The organism is Mesorhizobium metallidurans STM 2683 (assembly GCF_000350085.1).
GTDB classification, from domain to species: Bacteria; Pseudomonadota; Alphaproteobacteria; order Rhizobiales; family Rhizobiaceae; genus Mesorhizobium; species Mesorhizobium metallidurans.
In genome coordinates, this window is sequence record NZ_CAUM01000146.1 from 52,020 (window position 1) to 70,832 (window position 18,813).

Annotated in this window: 20 protein-coding genes; 9 read left to right on the plus strand and 11 right to left on the minus strand. The window is 63.7% G+C overall.

Annotation, left to right across the window (positions count from 1 at the left end; genetic code table 11):
* Positions 1–19 precede the first annotated feature (19 nt).
* From MESS2_RS25285 to MESS2_RS25300, 4 genes are read left to right on the plus strand one after another with little or no spacing between them, the layout of a single operon-like run.
* Complete coding sequence (locus MESS2_RS25285; protein WP_008877405.1) at positions 20–811, plus strand: FadR/GntR family transcriptional regulator; 792 nt, start codon at positions 20–22, stop codon at positions 809–811.
* Positions 804–1,589: an SDR family NAD(P)-dependent oxidoreductase gene (locus tag MESS2_RS25290; protein ID WP_008877406.1), complete on the plus strand. Its 786-nt coding sequence runs from the start codon at positions 804–806 to the stop codon at positions 1,587–1,589. Before MESS2_RS25285 ends, MESS2_RS25290 begins: the two co-directional genes overlap by 8 nt.
* 4 nt (positions 1,590–1,593) lie before the next feature.
* The gene (locus MESS2_RS25295) at positions 1,594–2,709 is read left to right on the plus strand and encodes a mannonate dehydratase (RefSeq protein WP_008877407.1); all 1,116 of its coding nucleotides are present in this window, start codon (positions 1,594–1,596) and stop codon (positions 2,707–2,709) included.
* Positions 2,709–3,410: an RraA family protein gene (locus MESS2_RS25300; RefSeq protein ID WP_244440090.1), complete on the plus strand. Its 702-nt coding sequence runs from the start codon at positions 2,709–2,711 to the stop codon at positions 3,408–3,410. The genes MESS2_RS25295 and MESS2_RS25300 overlap by 1 nt, the downstream gene beginning before the upstream one ends.
* 90 nt (positions 3,411–3,500) lie before the next feature.
* Here the strand turns inward: MESS2_RS25300 and MESS2_RS25305 are convergent, their stop codons facing one another.
* From MESS2_RS25305 to MESS2_RS25340, 8 genes are all read right to left on the minus strand, one after another.
* Positions 3,501–3,833, minus strand: a complete 333-nt coding sequence (locus MESS2_RS25305; protein WP_008877410.1) for a DUF2934 domain-containing protein — start codon at positions 3,831–3,833, stop codon at positions 3,501–3,503.
* Between the two features lie 263 nt (positions 3,834–4,096).
* Positions 4,097–5,071, minus strand: coding sequence for an ABC transporter ATP-binding protein (locus tag MESS2_RS25310; protein ID WP_008877411.1), 975 nt, complete (start codon positions 5,069–5,071; stop codon positions 4,097–4,099).
* Positions 5,068–6,075: an ABC transporter ATP-binding protein gene (locus MESS2_RS25315; RefSeq protein WP_008877412.1), complete on the minus strand. Its 1,008-nt coding sequence runs from the start codon at positions 6,073–6,075 to the stop codon at positions 5,068–5,070. The genes MESS2_RS25310 and MESS2_RS25315 overlap by 4 nt, the downstream gene beginning before the upstream one ends.
* A 2-nt stretch (positions 6,076–6,077) precedes the next feature.
* On the minus strand, positions 6,078–6,995 hold the full coding sequence (locus tag MESS2_RS25320) for a dihydrodipicolinate synthase family protein (RefSeq protein WP_008877413.1): 918 nt from the start codon (positions 6,993–6,995) through the stop codon (positions 6,078–6,080).
* Between the two features lie 11 nt (positions 6,996–7,006).
* On the minus strand, positions 7,007–7,867 hold the full coding sequence (locus MESS2_RS25325; protein ID WP_040594032.1) for an ABC transporter permease: 861 nt from the start codon (positions 7,865–7,867) through the stop codon (positions 7,007–7,009).
* Between the two features lie 29 nt (positions 7,868–7,896).
* Positions 7,897–8,856, minus strand: a complete 960-nt coding sequence (locus tag MESS2_RS25330) for an ABC transporter permease (protein ID WP_008877415.1) — start codon at positions 8,854–8,856, stop codon at positions 7,897–7,899.
* Positions 8,857–8,935: 79 nt separating this feature from the next.
* Positions 8,936–10,510, minus strand: coding sequence for an ABC transporter substrate-binding protein (locus MESS2_RS25335; RefSeq protein ID WP_008877416.1), 1,575 nt, complete (start codon positions 10,508–10,510; stop codon positions 8,936–8,938).
* A 22-nt stretch (positions 10,511–10,532) separates the two neighbouring features.
* Complete coding sequence (locus MESS2_RS25340; protein WP_008877417.1) at positions 10,533–11,246, minus strand: FadR/GntR family transcriptional regulator; 714 nt, start codon at positions 11,244–11,246, stop codon at positions 10,533–10,535.
* A 120-nt stretch (positions 11,247–11,366) separates the two neighbouring features.
* Between MESS2_RS25340 and MESS2_RS25345 the strand changes: the two genes are divergently transcribed.
* From MESS2_RS25345 to MESS2_RS25360, 4 genes are read left to right on the plus strand one after another with little or no spacing between them, the layout of a single operon-like run.
* Positions 11,367–12,338: a Gfo/Idh/MocA family protein gene (locus MESS2_RS25345; protein ID WP_008877418.1), complete on the plus strand. Its 972-nt coding sequence runs from the start codon at positions 11,367–11,369 to the stop codon at positions 12,336–12,338.
* Positions 12,335–13,330, plus strand: a complete 996-nt coding sequence (locus MESS2_RS25350; RefSeq protein WP_008877419.1) for a Gfo/Idh/MocA family protein — start codon at positions 12,335–12,337, stop codon at positions 13,328–13,330. The genes MESS2_RS25345 and MESS2_RS25350 overlap by 4 nt, the downstream gene beginning before the upstream one ends.
* A complete protein-coding gene (locus MESS2_RS25355) occupies positions 13,320–14,069 on the plus strand; it encodes a hypothetical protein (RefSeq protein ID WP_008877420.1) in 750 nt (249 codons plus the stop codon). Before MESS2_RS25350 ends, MESS2_RS25355 begins: the two co-directional genes overlap by 11 nt.
* A 7-nt stretch (positions 14,070–14,076) precedes the next feature.
* Positions 14,077–15,015, plus strand: a complete 939-nt coding sequence (locus MESS2_RS25360) for a dihydrodipicolinate synthase family protein (protein ID WP_008877421.1) — start codon at positions 14,077–14,079, stop codon at positions 15,013–15,015.
* An 18-nt stretch (positions 15,016–15,033) separates the two neighbouring features.
* On the opposite strand, the gene otnC is transcribed toward MESS2_RS25360, so the two are convergent.
* Genes otnC through MESS2_RS25375 form a run of 3 tightly spaced genes read right to left on the minus strand, consistent with a single transcriptional unit; the run spans position 15,034 to position 17,656 of the window.
* On the minus strand, positions 15,034–15,672 hold the full coding sequence (gene otnC / locus MESS2_RS25365) for a 3-oxo-tetronate 4-phosphate decarboxylase (protein ID WP_008877422.1): 639 nt from the start codon (positions 15,670–15,672) through the stop codon (positions 15,034–15,036).
* Positions 15,669–16,922, minus strand: a complete 1,254-nt coding sequence (otnK, locus tag MESS2_RS25370; protein WP_008877423.1) for a 3-oxo-tetronate kinase — start codon at positions 16,920–16,922, stop codon at positions 15,669–15,671. Before otnK ends, otnC begins: the two co-directional genes overlap by 4 nt.
* Positions 16,919–17,656, minus strand: coding sequence for an FCD domain-containing protein (locus tag MESS2_RS25375; RefSeq protein WP_008877424.1), 738 nt, complete (start codon positions 17,654–17,656; stop codon positions 16,919–16,921). Before MESS2_RS25375 ends, otnK begins: the two co-directional genes overlap by 4 nt.
* A 216-nt stretch (positions 17,657–17,872) precedes the next feature.
* Between MESS2_RS25375 and MESS2_RS25380 the strand changes: the two genes are divergently transcribed.
* Entirely contained in the window at positions 17,873–18,811 is a 939-nt protein-coding gene (locus MESS2_RS25380) for a ketopantoate reductase family protein (protein WP_008877425.1), read from the plus strand.
* Positions 18,812–18,813: the final 2 nt, after the last annotated feature.

The following is an 18,813-nucleotide window of genomic DNA, read 5'->3' on the forward strand; positions in this document are numbered from 1 at the left end:
ATAGCGAGGAGACAGTCCCTTGGAGCAGGCTGGTCACGACCCGGTGGAAGCGACAGAAGATGCCGGGGTCAGCAGTTCGGCCGTCGACCAGACCGTGCGGCAGATCCTCGACCTCATCCGCAATCGCGCCATGTCCGTCGGCGACGTCCTGCCCACCGAACGGGAGCTTTGCGAATTGTTTGGCGCCAGCCGCAACACGATCCGCGAAGCGCTGCGCACCATCCGCACCTATGGCCTGATCGATCCCAAGCCGCGTGTCGGCGCGGTGCTGGCCGATCGCCAGAACGTGGCGATTCAGAACTTTTTCGCCGCGCAGATGGATATTTCGAGGACCTCCTTTAACGACATCCAGGGGTTTCGCCGCATCATCGAAGTGAGCATCGGCGACCACGTCATTCTCAACGCCAGCGCCGCCGAACTCGACGCCCTGGACGACGTCAACGGCCTGATCGAAACCAGCAAGGATGTCCAGGAGGCGGCGCAGCGTGATTTCGATTTTCACCTGGCGCTGGTGAAGCTCGCCAGCAACCGCATGCTGGTACAGACCTATCAGTTCCTGTCGCCGGTCATCCTGCACATCATGACCGTCGGCAAATCCATCCGGCCGATCCTCAGTGAAACACGCCGCGCCCATGGCGAGATCATTTCGGCGCTGCGCGCACGCGACCGTATCGCCTATAGCTACCTGATGAGCCGGCACCTCGATTTCGGCCTGCGCTTCGTTCCGGACGATCTCGAAAACGCCCGGATCTCGCCGGCAATCCCGGCGCAGCCGAACCCGACATCTTCCAAGGATTTACATCATGTCTGACTTTGAAAACAAGATTGCGCTGGTTACCGGCACGACCGGCATCGCGCTCGCTACAGCGAGGCGCCTGGCGCAGGGCGGCGCCGCGATTGTCGCCTGCGGCATCGACCGGGCGGCCAATGCCGCGATGCAGGAAAGTCTCGCCAAGGCCGGAGCGGATGCGCTGGTGCAGACAGTCGATGTCTCCGTTTCCGACCAGGTTCGCGACGCGGTCGCGGCCGGCGTCGAGCGGTTCGGCGGGATCGACATCATCGTCAACTCGGCGGCGGTCCATCCCTACGGAACCGCGACGACCACCGACTGGGAAACCTGGAACCGGGCAATGACCGTCAATGTCGGTTCGATCTACCTGACGGCGCATTTCGGCATCCCGGAAATGATCAAGCGGGGCGGCGGCGCCATCGTCAACGTGGCTTCGGTGCAAGGCTTCGCCTGCCAGCAAAACGTTGCCGCCTATGCCACCACCAAGGGCGCCATCCACACGCTGACGCGATCGCTGGCGCTCGACTACGCGGCGGCCGGCATCCGGATCAATTCGGTGAGCCCGGGCTCGATCCGCACGCCGATCCTCGAGAAGGCCGCGCGTGGCGACAATGGCAGCGATGCCGATGTCAAAGAAGCCTACAGGCGCTTTGGCGCCGCCCATCCGCTTGGCCGCATCGGCGAGCCGGAGGAAGTGGCGGAGCTCATTGCCTTTTTATGTTCATCTAAAGCCGGCTTCTGCACCGGCGCGGACTACAAGATCGATGGCGGCCTGACCGCCGGTATCGGCGTGAAATAGCACCATGAAGATCGGTCTTGGCCTTTACCGGGAATCGCTGACGCCGGACAATTTCCGCTTTGCCCGTCAGGCAGGCGCCACCCACATCGTTGCCCACCTCACCAACTATTTTCGCGGCCGCGATCCTTCGCTCTCAGCCGGCGGCGAAGAGGCAGGCTGGGGCGACTGCTCCACCGACGAGCTTTGGAGCCACGAGGATTTCGCCGGCCTGGTCAAGACCGTGCGCGATAACGGTCTGGAGATCGCGGCGATCGAGAATTTCTCGCCGCGCTTCTGGTCCGATGTGCTGCTCGGCGGTCCCGATCGTTCGAAGCAGATCGACGGGCTGAAGCGCCTTGTCCGCGATGCCGGGCGCGCCGGCATCCCCTGCATTGGTTACAATTTCTCCATCGCCGGTGTCTGGGGATGGTCGCGCGGCCCCTTCGCGCGCGGCGAAGCGGTGTCGGTGGGTCTCGACCTCGCCGCCATCGATGCCGATCTGCCCCTCCCCGACGGTGTTGTCTGGAACATGCGCTATCGCGCCGGGCGGCCGAATGCGGAAGCGGTGACGGTCAGCAGCGACGAGCTTTGGCAGCGGCTCGAAATCTTCCTGCGCGAAATCGTGCCGGTGGCCGAAGAGGCCGGCGTCGTGCTGGCGGCCCACCCCGACGATCCACCGGCCGAGGCGCTGCGTGGTGCCGCGCGGCTCGTCAACCGGCCGGAGAAATACGACCGGCTGATGGACATAATCGACTCGCCGGCCAACGGGCTGGAGCTCTGCCTCGGCTCGCTGCAGGAGATGCCGGGAGCCGACGACATTTACGGGCACGTCAGGCGCTTCGCCCGACGCCGGCGCATCGGCTACATCCACTTCCGCAACGTGCGCGGCAAAGTGCCGAACTATCACGAGACCTTCGTCGATGACGGCGATATCGATATGGCCGAGATCGTCCGCATCCTGCGTGACGAAAACTATGACGGCGTGATGATCCCCGACCATACCCCGGAAATGTCCTGCAACGCGCCCTGGCACGCCGGAAAGGCTTTTGCCCTGGGTTATATGCGCGCGTTGGTTCAGAACGCAGCAGTGCTGGGGCCTGCCCGCACCACCAATTCCACGAGCACCCGGACGCAAGCCTGATGACCAGATCGATGCGCCTCTATGCCGACGACGCCGAAATGTATCGCCTGTTCGACACGGAACTCTTCGTCGCCGTGGTCGGCGACGTGATGGACACGCTGGGGCTGCAGCATCAATTCCTGCCGCCCGTGTTCAAGCCGATCGACGAGAAGACACGCTTGCTAGGCCGGGCGATGCCAGTGCTCGAATCCGACATCTTTCCGTCCAATGAGCCGACACGCAATCCGCTGATGACCAAGCCGTTCGGGCTGATGTTCGAAGCGTTGGACGATCTGAAGCCCGGCGAGATCTACGTCGCCAGCGGCGCCTCGCCCCGCTACGCGCTGTGGGGCGAACTGATGTCGACCCGCGCGAAGATCCTCGGCGTGCGTGGCGCGCTGGTCGACGGCTTCGTCCGCGATACCGATGGCATCAAGGCGCTGGAGTTCCCATGCTTCTGCACCGGCTACTACGCGCAGGACCAAGGCGTGCGCGGCAAGGTCGTGGACTATCGCTGTGCGCTCGAGATCGGTGGCGTGCGCATCGAGCCGGGAACACTGCTGTTTGGCGACAAGGAAGGCGTGCTGGTTATTCCGCGGCAAGCGGAGGAAGAGGTGGTTCGGCTGGCGCTTGAAAAAGTCCGCGGCGAAAGGCTCGTCGCCAAAGCGATCCGCGAGGGCATGAGCGCGGTGGAAGCCTATAAGACCTTCGGCATCATGTGACACGCCGAGCGGCTTGCGCGGGACGCCCTAATGGCCACCCACGACGCGGTCAGGAGTTCCAGTCTGTCGGCTTCAGGGTTCGACAGATTCTCACTTGCTGAAGTTTCGTCCACCTACCGCCAGGCTCCGCGCAGCGTCCTCGATCGCCGTGCGGTCATCGCCCATCCGATCGATCAAATCCTGCGCTTGCTGTACGGTTATTCCGGTGCGCAATGCGAGCGCTTCGACCGTCAATGGATCGTTGCTGTCCATCTCACGGGTTTGCGGAAGCGCGTCATCAGCCGTGAGTGGAAGTGCGGCCTCGCGCTCAATTTCCTCCTTGGCCGTCTGCCAGTGCCGTTCATGATCGCCGTGCAGGCTGCCTTCACGTTCCCAAATTGCGTATGCGCGTTGCTGGATTTTCTCATGCTGTTCGTCGCCCATTGTCGATTCCTCCGTGCGGGTCTGGGTCAAACGCTGGGAACGTTAAAACGATCCGGGACACAATATAGATTTCGCATACTGTGAAGGTGTGACGGCGGAAAGGGCGGGGGACGCTCTACATTTTGCTGAGGGGGTGCAAATGCCCGCCGTCACCAGCCTCAACCGTATTGGGTCAAGAAGGTTCCAATGTGTCTGGCCGCTCAGCCGTGACCACGCGACTATGTCCCCGTTCAACGGCGAAATAACTCGCTATTTGGCGGCCGTCATGCCGGGATGTCGTCACGAATGCAGGCCTTGAGATGTCCCGCCTCGGTCTCGCGCAATTCGGGCACGACGCCGGCGCAGGCCTCGATCGCATAGGGGCAGCGGGTGCGGAACACGCAGCCCGACGGCGGATTGGCCGGGCTTGGAATATCGCCCTTGAGTATCTGGCGCTTCGAGCGCTTCGCCGGGTCCGGCGAGGGAATGGCCGACAGCAGCGCCTGCGTATAGGGGTGTTGCGGGCGGGCGTAGAGGCTCGCCGCCGGTGCGATCTCCATGATGCGCCCGAGATAGAGCACGATGACGGTGTCGCAGATATATTCGACCACCGCCAGATCGTGCGAGATGAACAGCATCGTCAGGCCGAGCCGCAGTTGCAGGTCGCGCAGAAGATTGATCACCTGTGCCTGGATCGACACGTCGAGTGCGGAGACAGGCTCGTCGGCGACGATGAATTCGGGCTCCAGCGTGAGGGCGCGCGCGATGCCGATGCGCTGGCGCTGGCCGCCCGAAAACTCATGCGCGTAGCGATGATAGGCGTCGACCGGCAGTTCGACTGCGGCGAGCGCCTTTTCGGCGCGGGCGCGACGCTCGGCGCGGTTGCCGATCCTCTGGATATCCAGCCCCTCGGTGAGGATCTGGCCGATGGTCATGCGCGGCGACAGGCTGGCGAAAGGATCCTGGAAAATATACTGCATGTTGCGGCGCTGGCGGCGAAGATCCCCTGCCCCCAGCTTGACGATGTCCTTGCCGTCGAAGCGTATCTCGCCGGAAGTCGGTTCGATCAGCCGCAGCACGGAACGGCCAACGGTCGTCTTGCCGGAGCCGGATTCGCCGACCAGCCCGACCACCTGGCCGCGTGGAATGTCGAAGGAAATATCCTGCAGCGCCTTGACCACGGGCCCGCGCGAGAACGCTGTCGGGGCGAAATGCTTGGTCAGGTTGCGAACCGTGAGATAGGGAGCCGGCGCGCTCATAGCTCCTCCCAGCGAATGCAGCGGCTCGCCTGCGTTTGCGACACCTGGAACAGCGGCGGCACGGCGGCGCGGCAGGCGTCGATCGCCATCGGGCACCTTGGAGCGAAGGAACAGCCCTTGGGCAGCATGGCCAGCGAGGGGACGTTGCCGGCGATCGTCGGCAGCGGCGTGCCGGCGGCCTTCAGCGCCGTTGCCTGGCCAAGCCGCGGCACCGAGCGCATCAGGCCCATCGTATAGGGATGGCGCGGACGGGCGAAGACTTCGCTCACCAGACCGGTCTCGACGATGCGCCCGGCATACATGACCGCCACGCGGTCGGCGATTTCGGCAACCACGCCAAGATTGTGGGTGACGAAGAGGACGCCCATGCCGCGTTCGGCCTGAAGGTCGGCAAGCAGATCGAGTATCTGCGCCTGGATCGTCACGTCAAGCGCTGTCGTCGGTTCGTCGGCGATCAGCAAGGTCGGGTTGCATGCGAGCGCCATCGCAATGGTGGCGCGCTGGCGCATGCCGCCCGAGAGTTCGTGCGGGTATTGTTTCGCGCGCCGCGCCGGGTCCGGGATGCCGACCTGCGTCAGCAGGCGCACCGCCTCGGCTGCCGCCGCGCGATGCGATTTGCCAAGATGGATGCGGATCGGCTCGGCGATCTGCTCGCCGATCGTGTAGACGGGGTTGAGGCTGGTCATCGGCTCCTGAAAGACCATGCCGATGTCGTTGCCACGCACGCGGCGCAGTTGCTCCGCGTCCAGCCCGGTCAGCTCGGTGACGGACCCGTCGCGCCGCCTGATCGAGATACGGCCTTTGGCGATATGGCCGATCTTCTTCGCCAGCAGCCCCATGATGGAGAGGCTGGTGACCGACTTGCCCGAACCGGACTCGCCGACCAGCGCCACGGTCTCGCCGGAGCCGATCTCCAGATCGATATCCTGCACGGCAGCGATGTCGCGCCCCGCAATGCGGAACACGGCGCGCAGTCCGGCGATCTGGAGGATCGGCGCTTCCATTGTCAGCCGAGCAGGCCGACGTCGCGCAGGATGGCGTCGACCTTGGCGGTTTCCTCGGCGTTGAGGTCGCGCTGCGGACGGGCCATCCTGTTGGTGGCGATGATGCCGAGGCTGCGCATGGCCGTCTTGAAGGATCCGACGCCGGCCGAACCGGCGCTGGTGCGGCCGAGCGCGATCCAGACGATCTCGAACAGCTTCAACAGCCGCTCCTGCTCAAGGCGGGCCTCGGCATACCTGCCGGCCTGCATCAGGTTCCACATCTTGACGTAGCCGTGCGGGTCGACATTGGCGATGCCCGGCACGACACCGTGCGCGCCCATGGCAAGGGCGGTGTCGACCATGATTTCGGAGCCGGTCATGCCGAAGAAATTGGCGTTGCCGGCCATGTCTTTCAGCACGTAACGCAGATTGCCGTCATCGCCGCTGGAATCCTTCAGGCCGGCGACGATGCCTTCCCTGGCAAGCGTCACCGTCGTCTTGCGCTCAAGCTTGATGTGGACGCAAACCGGGATGTCGTAGGCGATGATCGGGATGTCGATCGCATCCTTGATGTAGCGGAAATGATCGATGATCTCCGGCTGGCTCGTGCGTGCGTAAAAGGGCGCGGTGACGACGATAGCATCGGCGCCGGCCGCCTTGGCGATCCTCGAATGGTTGATGACGCGGTCGGTGGTCGGGTCGATGACGCCGACAAAGATCGGCACGCGGCCGTTGTTGACCTTCACCGCATGCTCGATGATCGCCTTGCGCGCCGCCTCTTCGTGGAAGACGACCTCGCTGGTCGAGCCAAGCACGAACAGTCCGTGGACGCCGCCGTCGAGCAGGTTCTCCAGTGTTCGCGTGAACGATGGAAAGTCGATGCTGTAATCGGCATTGAGGGGGGTGACGACGGGCGGCACGACGCCGGTAAAGAGTGGCATTTTGAGAACCTTCAATTGAGATCGGATCGGGGATCGAAAGCGTCACGCAGGCCGTCGCCAATGAAATTGATGGCGAGGACCGTGAGCACGAGGGCGGCACCGGGAAACATCCACTGCCAGGGGTATTGTTCAAGCACGACGGTGGAGCGGGCGAGATTGAGCATGTTGCCCCAGCTCGCTTCGGGCGGGGCGATGCCGAGGCCGAGGAAGGAGAGGCCGGCTTCCAGCAGGATCGCGTTGGCGATCTGCAAGGTCGCGTAGACGACAAGGATGTCTATGCAATTGGGCAGGCCGTGGCGAAACAGGAGATGCGGCAGCCCTGCCCCCATGCCGCGCGCCGCGACAACGAAATCACGCTCGCGCAGTTCGAGCAGCCGGGCCCTGACCATGCGCGACAAAACGGGCCACGACAGCAGCGAGATGACGAGGATTGTCGGCGCGATGCCGGTGCCGGCGATCGAGGCAAGCACCAGCAGGAAGATGACCGGCGGCAAAGTCATGGCGAGATCGACGAAGCGCATCGCGGTCGCATCGACGACGCGGCCGCCGAAGCTTGCGATGGCGCCGACGAGGAAGCCAATCACGATGGAGATCGCGACAGAGCAGACAGCGACCAAAAGCGAGATGCGACCGCCTTGCAGAAGCCGGGCGAAGACGTCGCGGCCGACGCCGTCGCTGCCGAGCCAATGGGTGGCGGACGGTCCCTTGTTCATGGCCTTCAGATCGATGGCGTTGGGCGCGTATGGCCACCACCAGTGATAGGTCATGACCGCTATCAGCACCGGGATCACGATGAGCAGGCCGGCCCGCGCGGCGCGGTTCTCGATGAAGCGGTCGAGCGCTCGGCGCAACGGACCCTTGGTGCGCTGCATGGCTGGTGGTTCGGTCGCGGCAACCGTCATCATGCCACCTGGATGCGCGGATCGACGAAGGCATAGGCGACGTCGGTGAGAATGTTGACCAGGATGACGCAGACACCGATGACCAGCGTGGCGCCCATGATGACGGGATAGTCACGGGTGCCGACGGCGTTGACCAGCAGCAGGCCCATGCCCGGCCAGTTGAAGACGCTCTCCAGGAAGATCGCGCCGCCGATCGCGATGCCCACGGTCGAGCCGATCAGTGTGATGACCGGCAAGAGCGCGTTGCGGGTGGCGTGCTTGATGATCACCCAGAATTCTCGCACGCCCTTGGCGCGGGCGGTGCGGACATAATCCTGGTTAAGCACTTCGAGCAGTGAGGCGCGCATATAGCGCATGATCAGGGCAGCGTGGCCGATCGACAGCAGGCACGCCGGCAGGATCAGATGCGCGAGCACGTCAGAGATCGAGAATGGCGCGCCGGCGGTCTGCATGCCGCCTGACGGCGCCCAGCGCAGCAGCACAGAAAAGAAATAGAGGCCGAGCAGCGCGGTCAGGAAGGCCGGGCTCGATATGCCGATGAAGGACAGCACCGACATCGCAATGTCGGGCCAGGCGTTGCGGCGCACGGCGCTATAGATGCCGGCGGCAATGCCGACGATGATGGCGATCGCCAGACCCATGCCCATCAGCAGAGCCGTGGGTCCGATTCGCTCCATCACCAGCGGCAGCACCTGCACGCCGCTGCGCTGGATCGAATAGCCGAAATCACCAGACAGCGCCGCGCGCAGCCAGCCGATATACTGAAGCGGCAGCGGCTGGTCGAGGCCGAGGCGGTCGCGCAGCGTTTCAAGATCGGAGGCCGACATCGGCACGGACGGATTGATATAGGCGTCAATCGGATCGCCGGGCGCCATGCGCAGCAGGACGAAGATGAGGAGGCTCAAGGCGACCAGCATCAACAGTCCTGTGGCGCAGCGGCGGGCGATGAAGCTCAGCATCGGCTTTCCGGAAGTGGATGGCGTGGGCCGGCATCGCGGAAGATGCCGGCCCCTATCGGTGGGCGGGAGATCCGCCTGTTTACTGGATGTCCCAGGTCTCGGGATGAGCGGCATAGGGACCGCCGCCGGGCGCGGGCGTCCAGACGAAATCCTTCAGCTTATTGGAGACAACGCCATAACGATTGGCCACCCATAGCGTTGCCCAGGGAAGATCCTTGTTCATCACCTTGCAAACACCCTGCCAGGCGGCATCGAGTTTCGACGCATCAGTTTCACCCAGTGCCTTGTCGAAGGCCGCGCTCAGATCGTCGAATTCGATGCGCATCGTGTTGAACCCGGCGGGCGGCAACTGCGACTTGTTCAGACCCGGATTGATGCCGGCCGGGTTCGGACCGTTCTGCAAGCCGGCATAGACCATGGGAAATGCGTTCCAGTCCGGCGTGCCTTCCTTGTAGACGGTGCCATTGTAGGTCGGTGTGTCGACGACGCGCGGCACGACGTTGATGCCGACCTGGGCCAGCATGGACTGGATGGCGGCCATGACGTTGGCGGCCTGCGGCGAGCCGTAGTAGGTCAGCAAGGTGATGGGCTTGTCGCCGTTGATCTTGTCCCAGCCGGCCTCGGTCAGCCGTGCCTTGGCCTTGGCCGGATCGTAGGCGTAAGCTTCCAGCCCTTCGGGAACCAGTTGCGGCGCGACATAGCCGCAATTGGCTGGTTTGGCCGCGCCGCCATAGAGGCTCTCGATGATGGCGTTACGGTCGATCGCATACATGATCGCCTGACGTACCCTCAGATCCTTGAACAGGTCGACCTTCTGGTTGAGGCCGATATAGTTGACCACGTAGGAGCCGCCCTCGATCAACTTGAAGCTGGCGTCGGTCTTGAACGAGGCCGCATCGTCGGGCTCGACATAGGTGAACTGGATCTCACCAGCGCGCAGCGCGGCGACTGCCGCTGCCGGGTTCTCGAAATAGCGGTTGATCAGCACGTCGACCTTCGGCTTGCCGCCACGATAGTCGTCGTCGGCGGCCAGTTCGACATATTGGTCGGTGACGTATTTCTTGAACTTGAACGGACCCGTGCCGACCGGACTGGTCGACCACCAGGTGCTGGTCGCCAGCGACTCCGGCGGCATCCCGGCAAGGGCATGCTCCGGCAGGATCAGCACCTGCGAAAGAATGGACAGGAATGAGCCGTTCGGCTTCGACAGCTTGACGATCACGGTGCTGTCGTCGGGCGTCTCCACGGACGCGACATCGCCGAGGCGTGCCGCCAGCAGGCTGCCGGAAACCTTGTTCTTGGCAAGCTCGATGGTGAATTTGACGTCCTTGGACGTGAACGGCTTGCCGTCGTGCCAGCTCTCCTTGACCAGGTTGAACGTATAGGTCAACTGGTCGCTGCTCATCGTGTAGTTCCTGGCCAAATCGCCTTCGAGTTCGGTCAGTCCGGCATTCCAGATGACCAGCGGTTCAAAATAGGTGCTGAGCCAGGTGAAGCCGCCGGTCGCGACCAGCGGGTTGAAGTTTTTGGGGAAGCCGCCGGGACCGACGTCGAAACCGCCGGCAATGGTCTTTGGACTTTGTGCCTGCACGATGGTCGGCAGGCCGGTGCCGAGCAGCAGCGCGGCGGCAATGGCTATCGTCTTGATGCGCATGGTTTCCTCCCTTGGCATTTTTTCAAATTGTGCGGTTCTTGGCGATGACTTGCTGGATACCTCTGTAGTGATCGTCAAGCCGGCTGCGTGCCCGGTCGACATCCTTGGCGGCGACCGCCTCGACGATTTCATGATGATCGCGCCAGGTGGCGAGCGGCGTCGGATTGTCGAGATTGGTGAAGTCCGAGGCCTTGTTGAACGCCACCCAGAAGATGTCGATGAGGGCGCTCAGCATGTGGTTGTTCTGGCAGCGGAACAGCATCTGGTGGAACTGCTGGTCCTCCTCGGCAAAGCTCTCGCTGCGCTCAGCCCGCTGGCGCATGCTTTCGGTCAGCCGGCGAAGCTCGCCGATGTCCTCGGCGCTGATCATCTCGATGGTCTTGGCGATCAATCCGGTCTCGAGCACGCGGCGGATCTCGCGCAGTTCCTCGACATCGCGCAGCGAGTCCTGCAGGCCGTAAGCCAGATTGTCGAGCAGCGGCTTGAAGGAGAATTCCTTGACGAACACGCCGATGCCGCGGCGCGTCTCCAATATGCCGATCGATTCCAGCGCCTTGATCGCTTCGCGAACCGAGTTGCGGCCAACGCCGAGCTGCTGCGCCAGGTATGTCTCCGGCGGCAACGGATCGCCCGCCTTCAGCCTGTTCGCCTCGATATATTTCCGCAGGCTCTCCTGCACGCTCACATGCAGAAGCGGTGGTCGGCTGAGCGGCTCGATCGACTTCAATACCGGCATGTTGCTCCCTGCTCCCACTGTTGTCCGACGCCGAATAACCACATCGCGCGGGAGGCTGACGACTTGTCCTATAGCGACTTGTAGGATATCCTGCAAGTCAGTGGAGGAAATGTCAGAGATATGAGGATCGTTTTGGCCGGCACGAGCCATTGGCACGCCGACATGCATCTCGACGCGGCGCATGCAGCCGGGGCTGAAATCATCGGCGTGTGGGACGAGGACGAGGCGCATGCGAAGGGATTTGCGGCGCGCAACTCGCTGAGCGCGATTGCTGCATTCGAAGGCGTTCTGGCAGCAGCTGCCGATCTGATCCTGCTGATGGGGCATCCTTCGACCGTACCCGCCGGGGCGCGCAGCGTGATCGAGGCTGACATCCCGCTTATGCTTGAGAAGCCGGCGGCGAGCAGCACCGCGTCGCTGATCCAGTTGCGAGACCTGGCGCACCAGCGAAAAGCCTTCGTCAGCGTGCCTTTGCCCAATCGCTTCGGTCCGGCTGTGATCGCCTTTGAAAGACTGCGTGGGGAAGGCCGCGCCGGCCAACTCGCGCACGGCCATTTCCGTGTCGTCAACGGGCCGCCCGAGCGCTATGCCGCCGACGGCGTTGGCTGGGTGGTGGATCCCGCGATTGGCGGTGGCGGCGCATTGCGCAATCTGGGCATTCACGGTGTGGATGCCGCGCTGAGCCTCGCCAGTGGGGAACTCCGTCTCAAATCCGTATCGGTGGGCAACCGGATCCACCGGTCTCCGGTTGAGGACTATGCGCTGCTGGTGCTCGAGGACGAGGCCGGCGCGCTGTTCACCGTGGAGGCGGGTTGCACCTACGCCTCAATGCGGCCCGGCGGCGATTTCGAATGGCGCATCGTCAGCGCCAACGCCACTCTCATCGACAGTGGCGACAAGGCGATCTGCGCGACGCTCGACGACGCCGCGTTTGTCGACCTGCCGGTCGAGCTGCCGGCCACGCGCTACCGGCTCTGCATGCGCGACACGTTCGAACGGTTGCAGCGAAAGGCTGCGCCGGCAATCTCCATAGACGACTATGTTGCGGCGATGTCGCTGATCGACGCCGCTTACCAGAAGGCAGGACGATGATTGGAATAGGCATTATCGGCGCGGGCGATTTCGGCGCGGCGCATGCACGCGCGATCAGGGAGGTCGATGGCATACGCATCGTCGCGGCCTGCCGTGGAGACGCGACGGCGCTTGCCGCCTTCACGGGCGAACACGGCGGCAAGGGCTACACCGACTGGCGCGAACTTCTCGAAGACAGCAGCGTCGATGCCGTCGTCATCGCTGCCCCGCACGCGCTGCATGCCGAAATGGCGATCGGCGCGGCCAAGGCCGGCAAGCACATTATGCTCGAAAAGCCGATGGCGCGAACCTTGGCTGAATGCGATGCGATCAATGCGGCGGTGGCGCAGAGCGGCGTCAAGCTGATGGTCGCCCATCTCCTGCATTTCTCGAAACCCTGCATGGCAGCGAAGAAGGTCATCGAGGCCGGCGAGATCGGCCGGCCACTGATCGGATCGAGCTGGATGATCAAGCTGTGGATGGAGCACAACCGGCGCGACTGGCACCTGCGCAACGCCACCGGTGGCGGCATGCTGATGACCGCCGGCATTCATGCGCTCGACCGTCTTGTCTGGCTGATGGATGACGACGTCATCTCGGTGAGCGCCATGCTCGGCGCGAAGTTCCACGAACAAGAGGCCGACGACACTTCGATGCTGGCGCTTCGCTTCAAGGGTGGCGGTCTGGGCCAGGTGCAGAGCGTCGGCTATCGCAATGGCGCAGTCGGCTTTGCGATGGACCTGGTCTGCGAGCGCGGCACGCTGCGCATCGACATGGATCGGGGCACGATGATTGGCCGGGATACGGTGTGGGCCGACCTGCCGGATTCGTTCGAGCCGGCCTGGATGCACAATGCGGTGAAACGCGAATGGGCGGCATTGCGCGACGCCATCGTTCGGGACAAGCCGGTACCGGTGACCGGCGCCTATGGGCGCAAGCTCATCGGCATCATCGAAGCAGCCTTTGCTTCGGATAAATCCCGCCGCGAGGAAACGATCGCCAATGCCGGCTGATATCGATGCCATTGCCAAGGCCATCGCCGAGGCTCACAGGGATCCGCGCCAACGCGTGCCGGCGTCGCGTTTCATCGACCTGACGCGCAATGAGGCGTTGGCAATCCAGGGCGAAGTCATGAAGCTGCTTGGCGAAAGCGCGCCCGTTGCCAAGGTGGCGATGCCGCCCGACGGGATTGCGACAAGTGCGCCGATCCCCGCCGGCATGGTCATCGACGACGGCGGAACGATCGAACTTGGCGAACGCGATCTCGCCGGGCTTGAGATCGAAGTGGCTGTCCGGCTCGGCGCCGACCTGACGCCAGAGATCGCCAAAGCCGGACGCGACGCCGTGTTGCAAACCATCGAGCATTTCGTTTTCGGCATCGAGCTTATCGGTTCCCGCATCGACGACCGGACCACAGCCGGCCCTTTCGGTTCGCTGGCCGACAGTATGGTCACCGGCGGTTATGTCATCGGCACGCAGGTACTTGCGCACGAGCCGAAGGTCGATGGCATGGCGATCACGCTTTCCAGCGACGGGGCGATCATCCAGCGCGAGGCCGCCAAATACCCGTTCGGCGACGCCATCTCGCCCATCGTTGCTTTCGCTGGGATGGCCGACGACCATTTCGGCGGTTTTAGAAAAGGCATGGTGATCACCACCGGATCACTGTCGCCGCTGCTGATCGTTGCAAGGCAGGGCCGCATCGAGATCCGTCTCGGCGGCTTTGCACCGCTCTCCTTCACCCTGTGCTAGCCGGACCATGAGCGATCATCTCTCCGCCCTCCCCGGACATGCGCCGCGCGGCATCTGGGGCGCCGTGATGCTGGCGGTCGGCCTGGATGGCAATATCGACTGGAACGCCACGCGAGAGACCGTCGCGCGGCTCTGCGCATTGGGCGTTCACGGCGTCTATTCCAACGGCACGGCATGCGAGTTCCATTGCCAGACGGAAACCGAATTCGATCGGCTAAGCGAGATGGTGGCGGAAGTCGCCGGTGCTGCGGAAATCCCTTTCCAGATCGGCATCAGCCAGTCCAATCCGCGCGTCGCACGCGAACGGCTGAAGCGCGTTGCCGGACTGACACCCTCGGCAGTGCAATTCACCTTGCCGGACTGGTGGCCGCCGAGCGACGAGGAAGTGCTGCGTTTCGTCTCGGGCCTGGCCGAGGCGGCGCCTGATACTCCTCTGGTGCTCTACAACCCGCCGCACGCCAAGCGGCGGCTGAGCCTCGAAGCCATTGCCGCGCTGAGTACCGCGGTGCCGTCGCTTGTCGGTACAAAATTGCCCGGCGGTGACGCCAGCTGGTACGCCGACATGCGGCGCGAACTGCCGGGCTTTTCGGTGTTCGTGCCAGGCCACACGCTGGCGACTGGTTATGCGGACGGCGCACATGGCAGTTATTCGAACGTTGCCTGCCTTAGCCCGACAGGGGCACTGCAATGGTGGGCGCAGATACGAGCCGGGGAGCAAGCAGCCGTCGAGATGCAGGCACGCATACAGGCTTTTCTCGCCGATCACGTCCTGCCGTTTCGAGCCCGCTATGGCGTCAGCGACGCCGCCCTCGACAAGGCGATGGCGGCGGCCGGCGGCTGGAGCTCGATTGGACCCCGGCTTTTGTGGCCCTATTCGTCGGTGCCCGATGAGGACATCCCACCGCTGGCGACGGCCGTACGCGCTGCCTTCCCCGGATGGTTTTAGTTATATGGCAAAGCGAATTCATTTCGGTCGGCGCTGCTCAAGCTCGGCGACCTGCACAGCATCCAGTTGCCGGACCGGCAGCCTTCGCGTCAGAAGCACCAGCTTTGCCGTTTCCTCCAGTTCCTCGGCGGCAAAAACAGCGTCGCGAAAGCTGCGTCCGGAAACGACCGGACCGTGATTGGCGAGCAGAACGGCCGCATGATCATGCGCCTTGGCCAGCACCAGTGGCCTGATTTCGGCCGACCCGGGATGCGTGTAGGGCAGAAGCGGCACCGGCCCGACGCGCATCACCACGTAAGGCGTGATTGGCGGGATGGCGTTGTTGGGGTCGGTGTCTTCGAGACAGGAAAGCGCCGTGGCATAGGTCGAGTGAAGATGCACAACGCCCGCCGCCTGCGGCCGTGCCTCATAGAATGCCATATGAAGGGGAATTTCCTTGGTCGGGGCGTCACCCGACACCGCCACGCCCTTGGCGTCCAGTTTCGTCAATCTGCCGGGCTCGAGACAGCCCAGGCAGGAATTGGTCGGCGTGACCAGGAAACCGTCGGCAAGCCGGGCCGACAGGTTGCCGGACGAGCCGGCGGTGTAGCCACGCATGAACAGGGATTCGCCCCAGCGGCAAAACTCATCGCGAAGCTGCTGTTCTTCCGGTGTCATCGGGCGTCACCTTTCAGCATATCGAGGGCGCGTTCGAAAAAATCATCGGCGCCGAAATTGCCTGATTTCAGCGCGAAGGCCAGCCTCGGCTCACCGTCAAGGATGAGCACCGGCACCCCGGTGTCGATCTCCGGACCGACCTCGAGTGCCGCCACTCCGAATGCCGAGGCGACGGCACCGGATGTCTCGCCGCCCGCAACCACGAGCCGCCGGAAGCCGGCAGCCACCGCCTTTGCGGCGAGCTCGGCAAAGATCGTCTCGAACGATGTCGCCAGCCGGTCGCGTCCATAGCGCTCTTGTGCCGAGGCCACTTCCGAAGGTTCGGCCGTCGAGTAGACCAGCGGGCCTTCGTCCTGGTGGCTGACCAGAAAGTCGAGGCAGTGCGCGACGGCGGCGGCCGGATCGAGCGCTTCGGCCGCGTCGAGACGCATCGAACGGTGGCTGCTGCCGTAGAAGGCAATCTGCCGGCGTGTCGCCGAAGAGCAGCTGCCGGAAAGAATGAATCCGGGACCGTTGCCGCCCGTGAACTGCGGTCGGTTCTCGGGCGCCGGAACGATGCCGAAATTGCCGGGCAGGCCCATGGCAATGCCGGAACCGCCGGTGACCAGCCGATGGCTCCTGGCTATCTTGCCGAGCTCGATGAGATCGTCATTTGAGATCGCGTCGGCGACGATCAGTTTTTCGTCGTTGCGCCGCGCAAGACTCAAGTCGGCCTCAGCGGCACCCGAGCGCAAGCTTTCGAGTGCAAGATGGCCGACCTTGAGCTGTGTCTGGCGTGAAAGCCATCGCCTTATGTCGGGATCGGTCATCGGCGTCAGTGGATGGTTCTCCATGCCCGACTCGCTGAGCAGACGGTCGCCGACGAAGAGATGGCCGTTATAAAGGGTGCGGCGGTTGGCGGGAAAGGCAGGACAAACCAGCGTCAACGGTGCGTCCAATTCCTCCAGCAGCGCCTGCGCCACTGGTCCGATGTTGCCTTGCGGCGTGGAATCGAAGGTCGAGCAATATTTGAAGACGATCTGCTCGGCGCCATTGGCAACCAGCCAACGGCAGGCTTGCCGCGACTGCGCCACCGCATCGCGGACATCGGATGAACGTGTCTTCAATGCAATGACCGCGGCGTCGATCGCTCTCGTCAGGTCTGCGGAAGGTATGCCGACATACTGAACGGTCCGCGCGCCGGCCTTGGCGAGCGTGTTGGCGATGTCGCCGGAACCGGTAAAATCGTCCCCAATGACGCCGATCTTCATTCGTCGTGGCCGCCCGTCTCAGGCTCACTTGCCCGTTGGCGCCAGAACATCGTCGTCAGCTGGTCGAGATGCGACCGCATCGCCTGCTCGGCGCGATCGGGGTCGCGTGCCGCGATGCCCTCATAGATGGCGCGGTGCGCTTCATAGGCCGTCTGTTCCTGGCCGTCGGCGGCCAGCGTGACGATGCGCTGTTCCTTCAGCCATTCCGATATCTGGTCGTGCAGCGCGACGAAGACGAGATTGCGGGCAATGCGCGCCAGCTCGAAGTGGAAGGCGATGTCGGTGCTGGTGAAACGATCGCGGTCGCCGATCGCCAGGCGGTTGGCCTCGAGCGCGGTGCACAGCGATTCCAGGTCGGCTGGTGTCGCCGTGCGAGCCGCCTCACGGGCCAAGCCAACTTCGAAGAACATGCGGGCGCCCTGAAAGGAGCGCTGCCCTTCCTCGGTCGACAGCATCTGCCTGACGGCAGGCGCCATGCCGGTGAAGATGTGGCTGGCTGTCGGCATCAGCACCTTGGCGCGGGCGCCATTGGTGAGTTCGACGAGGCCGGCTTTCTGCAACGAGATCAGCGCCTCGCGAATGGCGGGCCGGCCGACGCCGAAGCGCGACTGCAAGTCGCGCTCGGGCGGCAATTGGTCTCCGGGCTTCAGTTTGCCGGAGAGGATCTGCCCTTCGAGATGCGTGGCAACATGCTCGAAGAGCTTCTTTCGTTCTATGACAAGTGGGTCGACCATAGACCTTTCATACCATCATGCTTGACAACCATGCAACAGCTTGCAATGCTGAAATCACAAGATCGAAAAGCGCGAGGACAAAGGCCGGGCTCAACGAGCGCCGGTCAGTGGCTGGTTTGGTGCACGTCAAGGCATGCCCCAAAGCCGGCAAATCAACGCGCTTTGCGACGGCGGTTGCGATCGCCAAAGGTTGCGATCGCCAAGGGAGGAAGATGCATGAAAATCGCCATTCTGGGCGGCGGCGGAGCCATGGGCGGGATATTCGGGGGCTATCTGGCCCGCGCCGGCAACGACGTGACTTTGATCGACGTCTCCAAGGCGGCCGTGACGGCGATCAACGACAACGGACTTACCATCGAAGAGAAAGATGGTTCGCAGCCGGTGATCAGGGTGCCGGCAAGCGACGATCCGGCGAGCGTCGGCCCGGTCGACCTCATCATCAATTTCGTCAAATGCTATCACACCGAGGCTGCCGTCCGGGCCGCCGAACCGATGATCGCCGGTGAGACCGCCGTGCTCAGCCTGCAGAACGGCTGGGGCAATGCGCCGCGTATCGCCTCGATCGTCGGCGAAGATCGCGTGCTGGTCGGGCTCACCTATCATGGCGGCACCTTGCTGGCGCCGGGCCGCGTCAAGCATCCGGGATCCGGCATGACCTATATCGGCGAGCTCACGGGCAAGCCGACCGAGCGCCTCGGCAAGGTGATCGAGGCGTTCCGCGCGGCCGAGATCGAAACGACGCGCTCCGACAGGATACTGGACGAGGTCTGGAAAAAGCTGGCGCTCAATGCCTGCACGCTGCCGGTCGCCGGACTGCTGCATTTCATGTCGCACGAGCTCGTCGCCTTCGACGGCACCAAGAGCCTGATGGCCGCCATCCTCAAAGAGGTCGTGGCGGTGGCGAAGGCGCAAGGCATCGCGCTCGACTATGACGAGCGCTGGGCCGCGATCACCGGCCTGCTGGAGAAGGCGGTCGGCGGCAAGGCGTCGATGCTGCAGGATGTCGAGGCCAGGCGCCAGACCGAGATCGAGGTCATCAACGGCGCGATCGTCGAAGCAGGCAAGCGCACCGGTGTGGCGACGCCCGTCAACGAAACCATGGTCTGGATGATCCAGGCCAAGCAGGCCCACTACCTCCAGGCCAGGGCACAATAGGG

Coding starts and splice junctions, on each gene's coding strand:
- MESS2_RS25290 (WP_008877406.1), top strand. CDS start 804: ATGTCTGACTTTGAAAACAAGATTGCGCTGGTTACCGGCACGACCGGC.
- MESS2_RS25295 (WP_008877407.1), top strand. CDS start 1,594: ATGAAGATCGGTCTTGGCCTTTACCGGGAATCGCTGACGCCGGACAAT.
- MESS2_RS25300 (WP_244440090.1), top strand. CDS start 2,709: ATGACCAGATCGATGCGCCTCTATGCCGACGACGCCGAAATGTATCGC.
- MESS2_RS25305 (WP_008877410.1), bottom strand. CDS start 3,833: ATGGGCGACGAACAGCATGAGAAAATCCAGCAACGCGCATACGCAATT.
- MESS2_RS25310 (WP_008877411.1), bottom strand. CDS start 5,071: ATGAGCGCGCCGGCTCCCTATCTCACGGTTCGCAACCTGACCAAGCAT.
- MESS2_RS25315 (WP_008877412.1), bottom strand. CDS start 6,075: ATGGAAGCGCCGATCCTCCAGATCGCCGGACTGCGCGCCGTGTTCCGC.
- MESS2_RS25320 (WP_008877413.1), bottom strand. CDS start 6,995: ATGCCACTCTTTACCGGCGTCGTGCCGCCCGTCGTCACCCCCCTCAAT.
- MESS2_RS25325 (WP_040594032.1), bottom strand. CDS start 7,867: ATGCAGCGCACCAAGGGTCCGTTGCGCCGAGCGCTCGACCGCTTCATC.
- MESS2_RS25330 (WP_008877415.1), bottom strand. CDS start 8,856: ATGCTGAGCTTCATCGCCCGCCGCTGCGCCACAGGACTGTTGATGCTG.
- MESS2_RS25335 (WP_008877416.1), bottom strand. CDS start 10,510: ATGCGCATCAAGACGATAGCCATTGCCGCCGCGCTGCTGCTCGGCACC.
- MESS2_RS25340 (WP_008877417.1), bottom strand. CDS start 11,246: ATGCCGGTATTGAAGTCGATCGAGCCGCTCAGCCGACCACCGCTTCTG.
- MESS2_RS25345 (WP_008877418.1), top strand. CDS start 11,367: ATGAGGATCGTTTTGGCCGGCACGAGCCATTGGCACGCCGACATGCAT.
- MESS2_RS25350 (WP_008877419.1), top strand. CDS start 12,335: ATGATTGGAATAGGCATTATCGGCGCGGGCGATTTCGGCGCGGCGCAT.
- MESS2_RS25355 (WP_008877420.1), top strand. CDS start 13,320: ATGCCGGCTGATATCGATGCCATTGCCAAGGCCATCGCCGAGGCTCAC.
- MESS2_RS25360 (WP_008877421.1), top strand. CDS start 14,077: ATGAGCGATCATCTCTCCGCCCTCCCCGGACATGCGCCGCGCGGCATC.
- otnC (WP_008877422.1), bottom strand. CDS start 15,672: ATGACACCGGAAGAACAGCAGCTTCGCGATGAGTTTTGCCGCTGGGGC.
- otnK (WP_008877423.1), bottom strand. CDS start 16,922: ATGAAGATCGGCGTCATTGGGGACGATTTTACCGGTTCCGGCGACATC.
- MESS2_RS25375 (WP_008877424.1), bottom strand. CDS start 17,656: ATGGTCGACCCACTTGTCATAGAACGAAAGAAGCTCTTCGAGCATGTT.
- MESS2_RS25380 (WP_008877425.1), top strand. CDS start 17,873: ATGAAAATCGCCATTCTGGGCGGCGGCGGAGCCATGGGCGGGATATTC.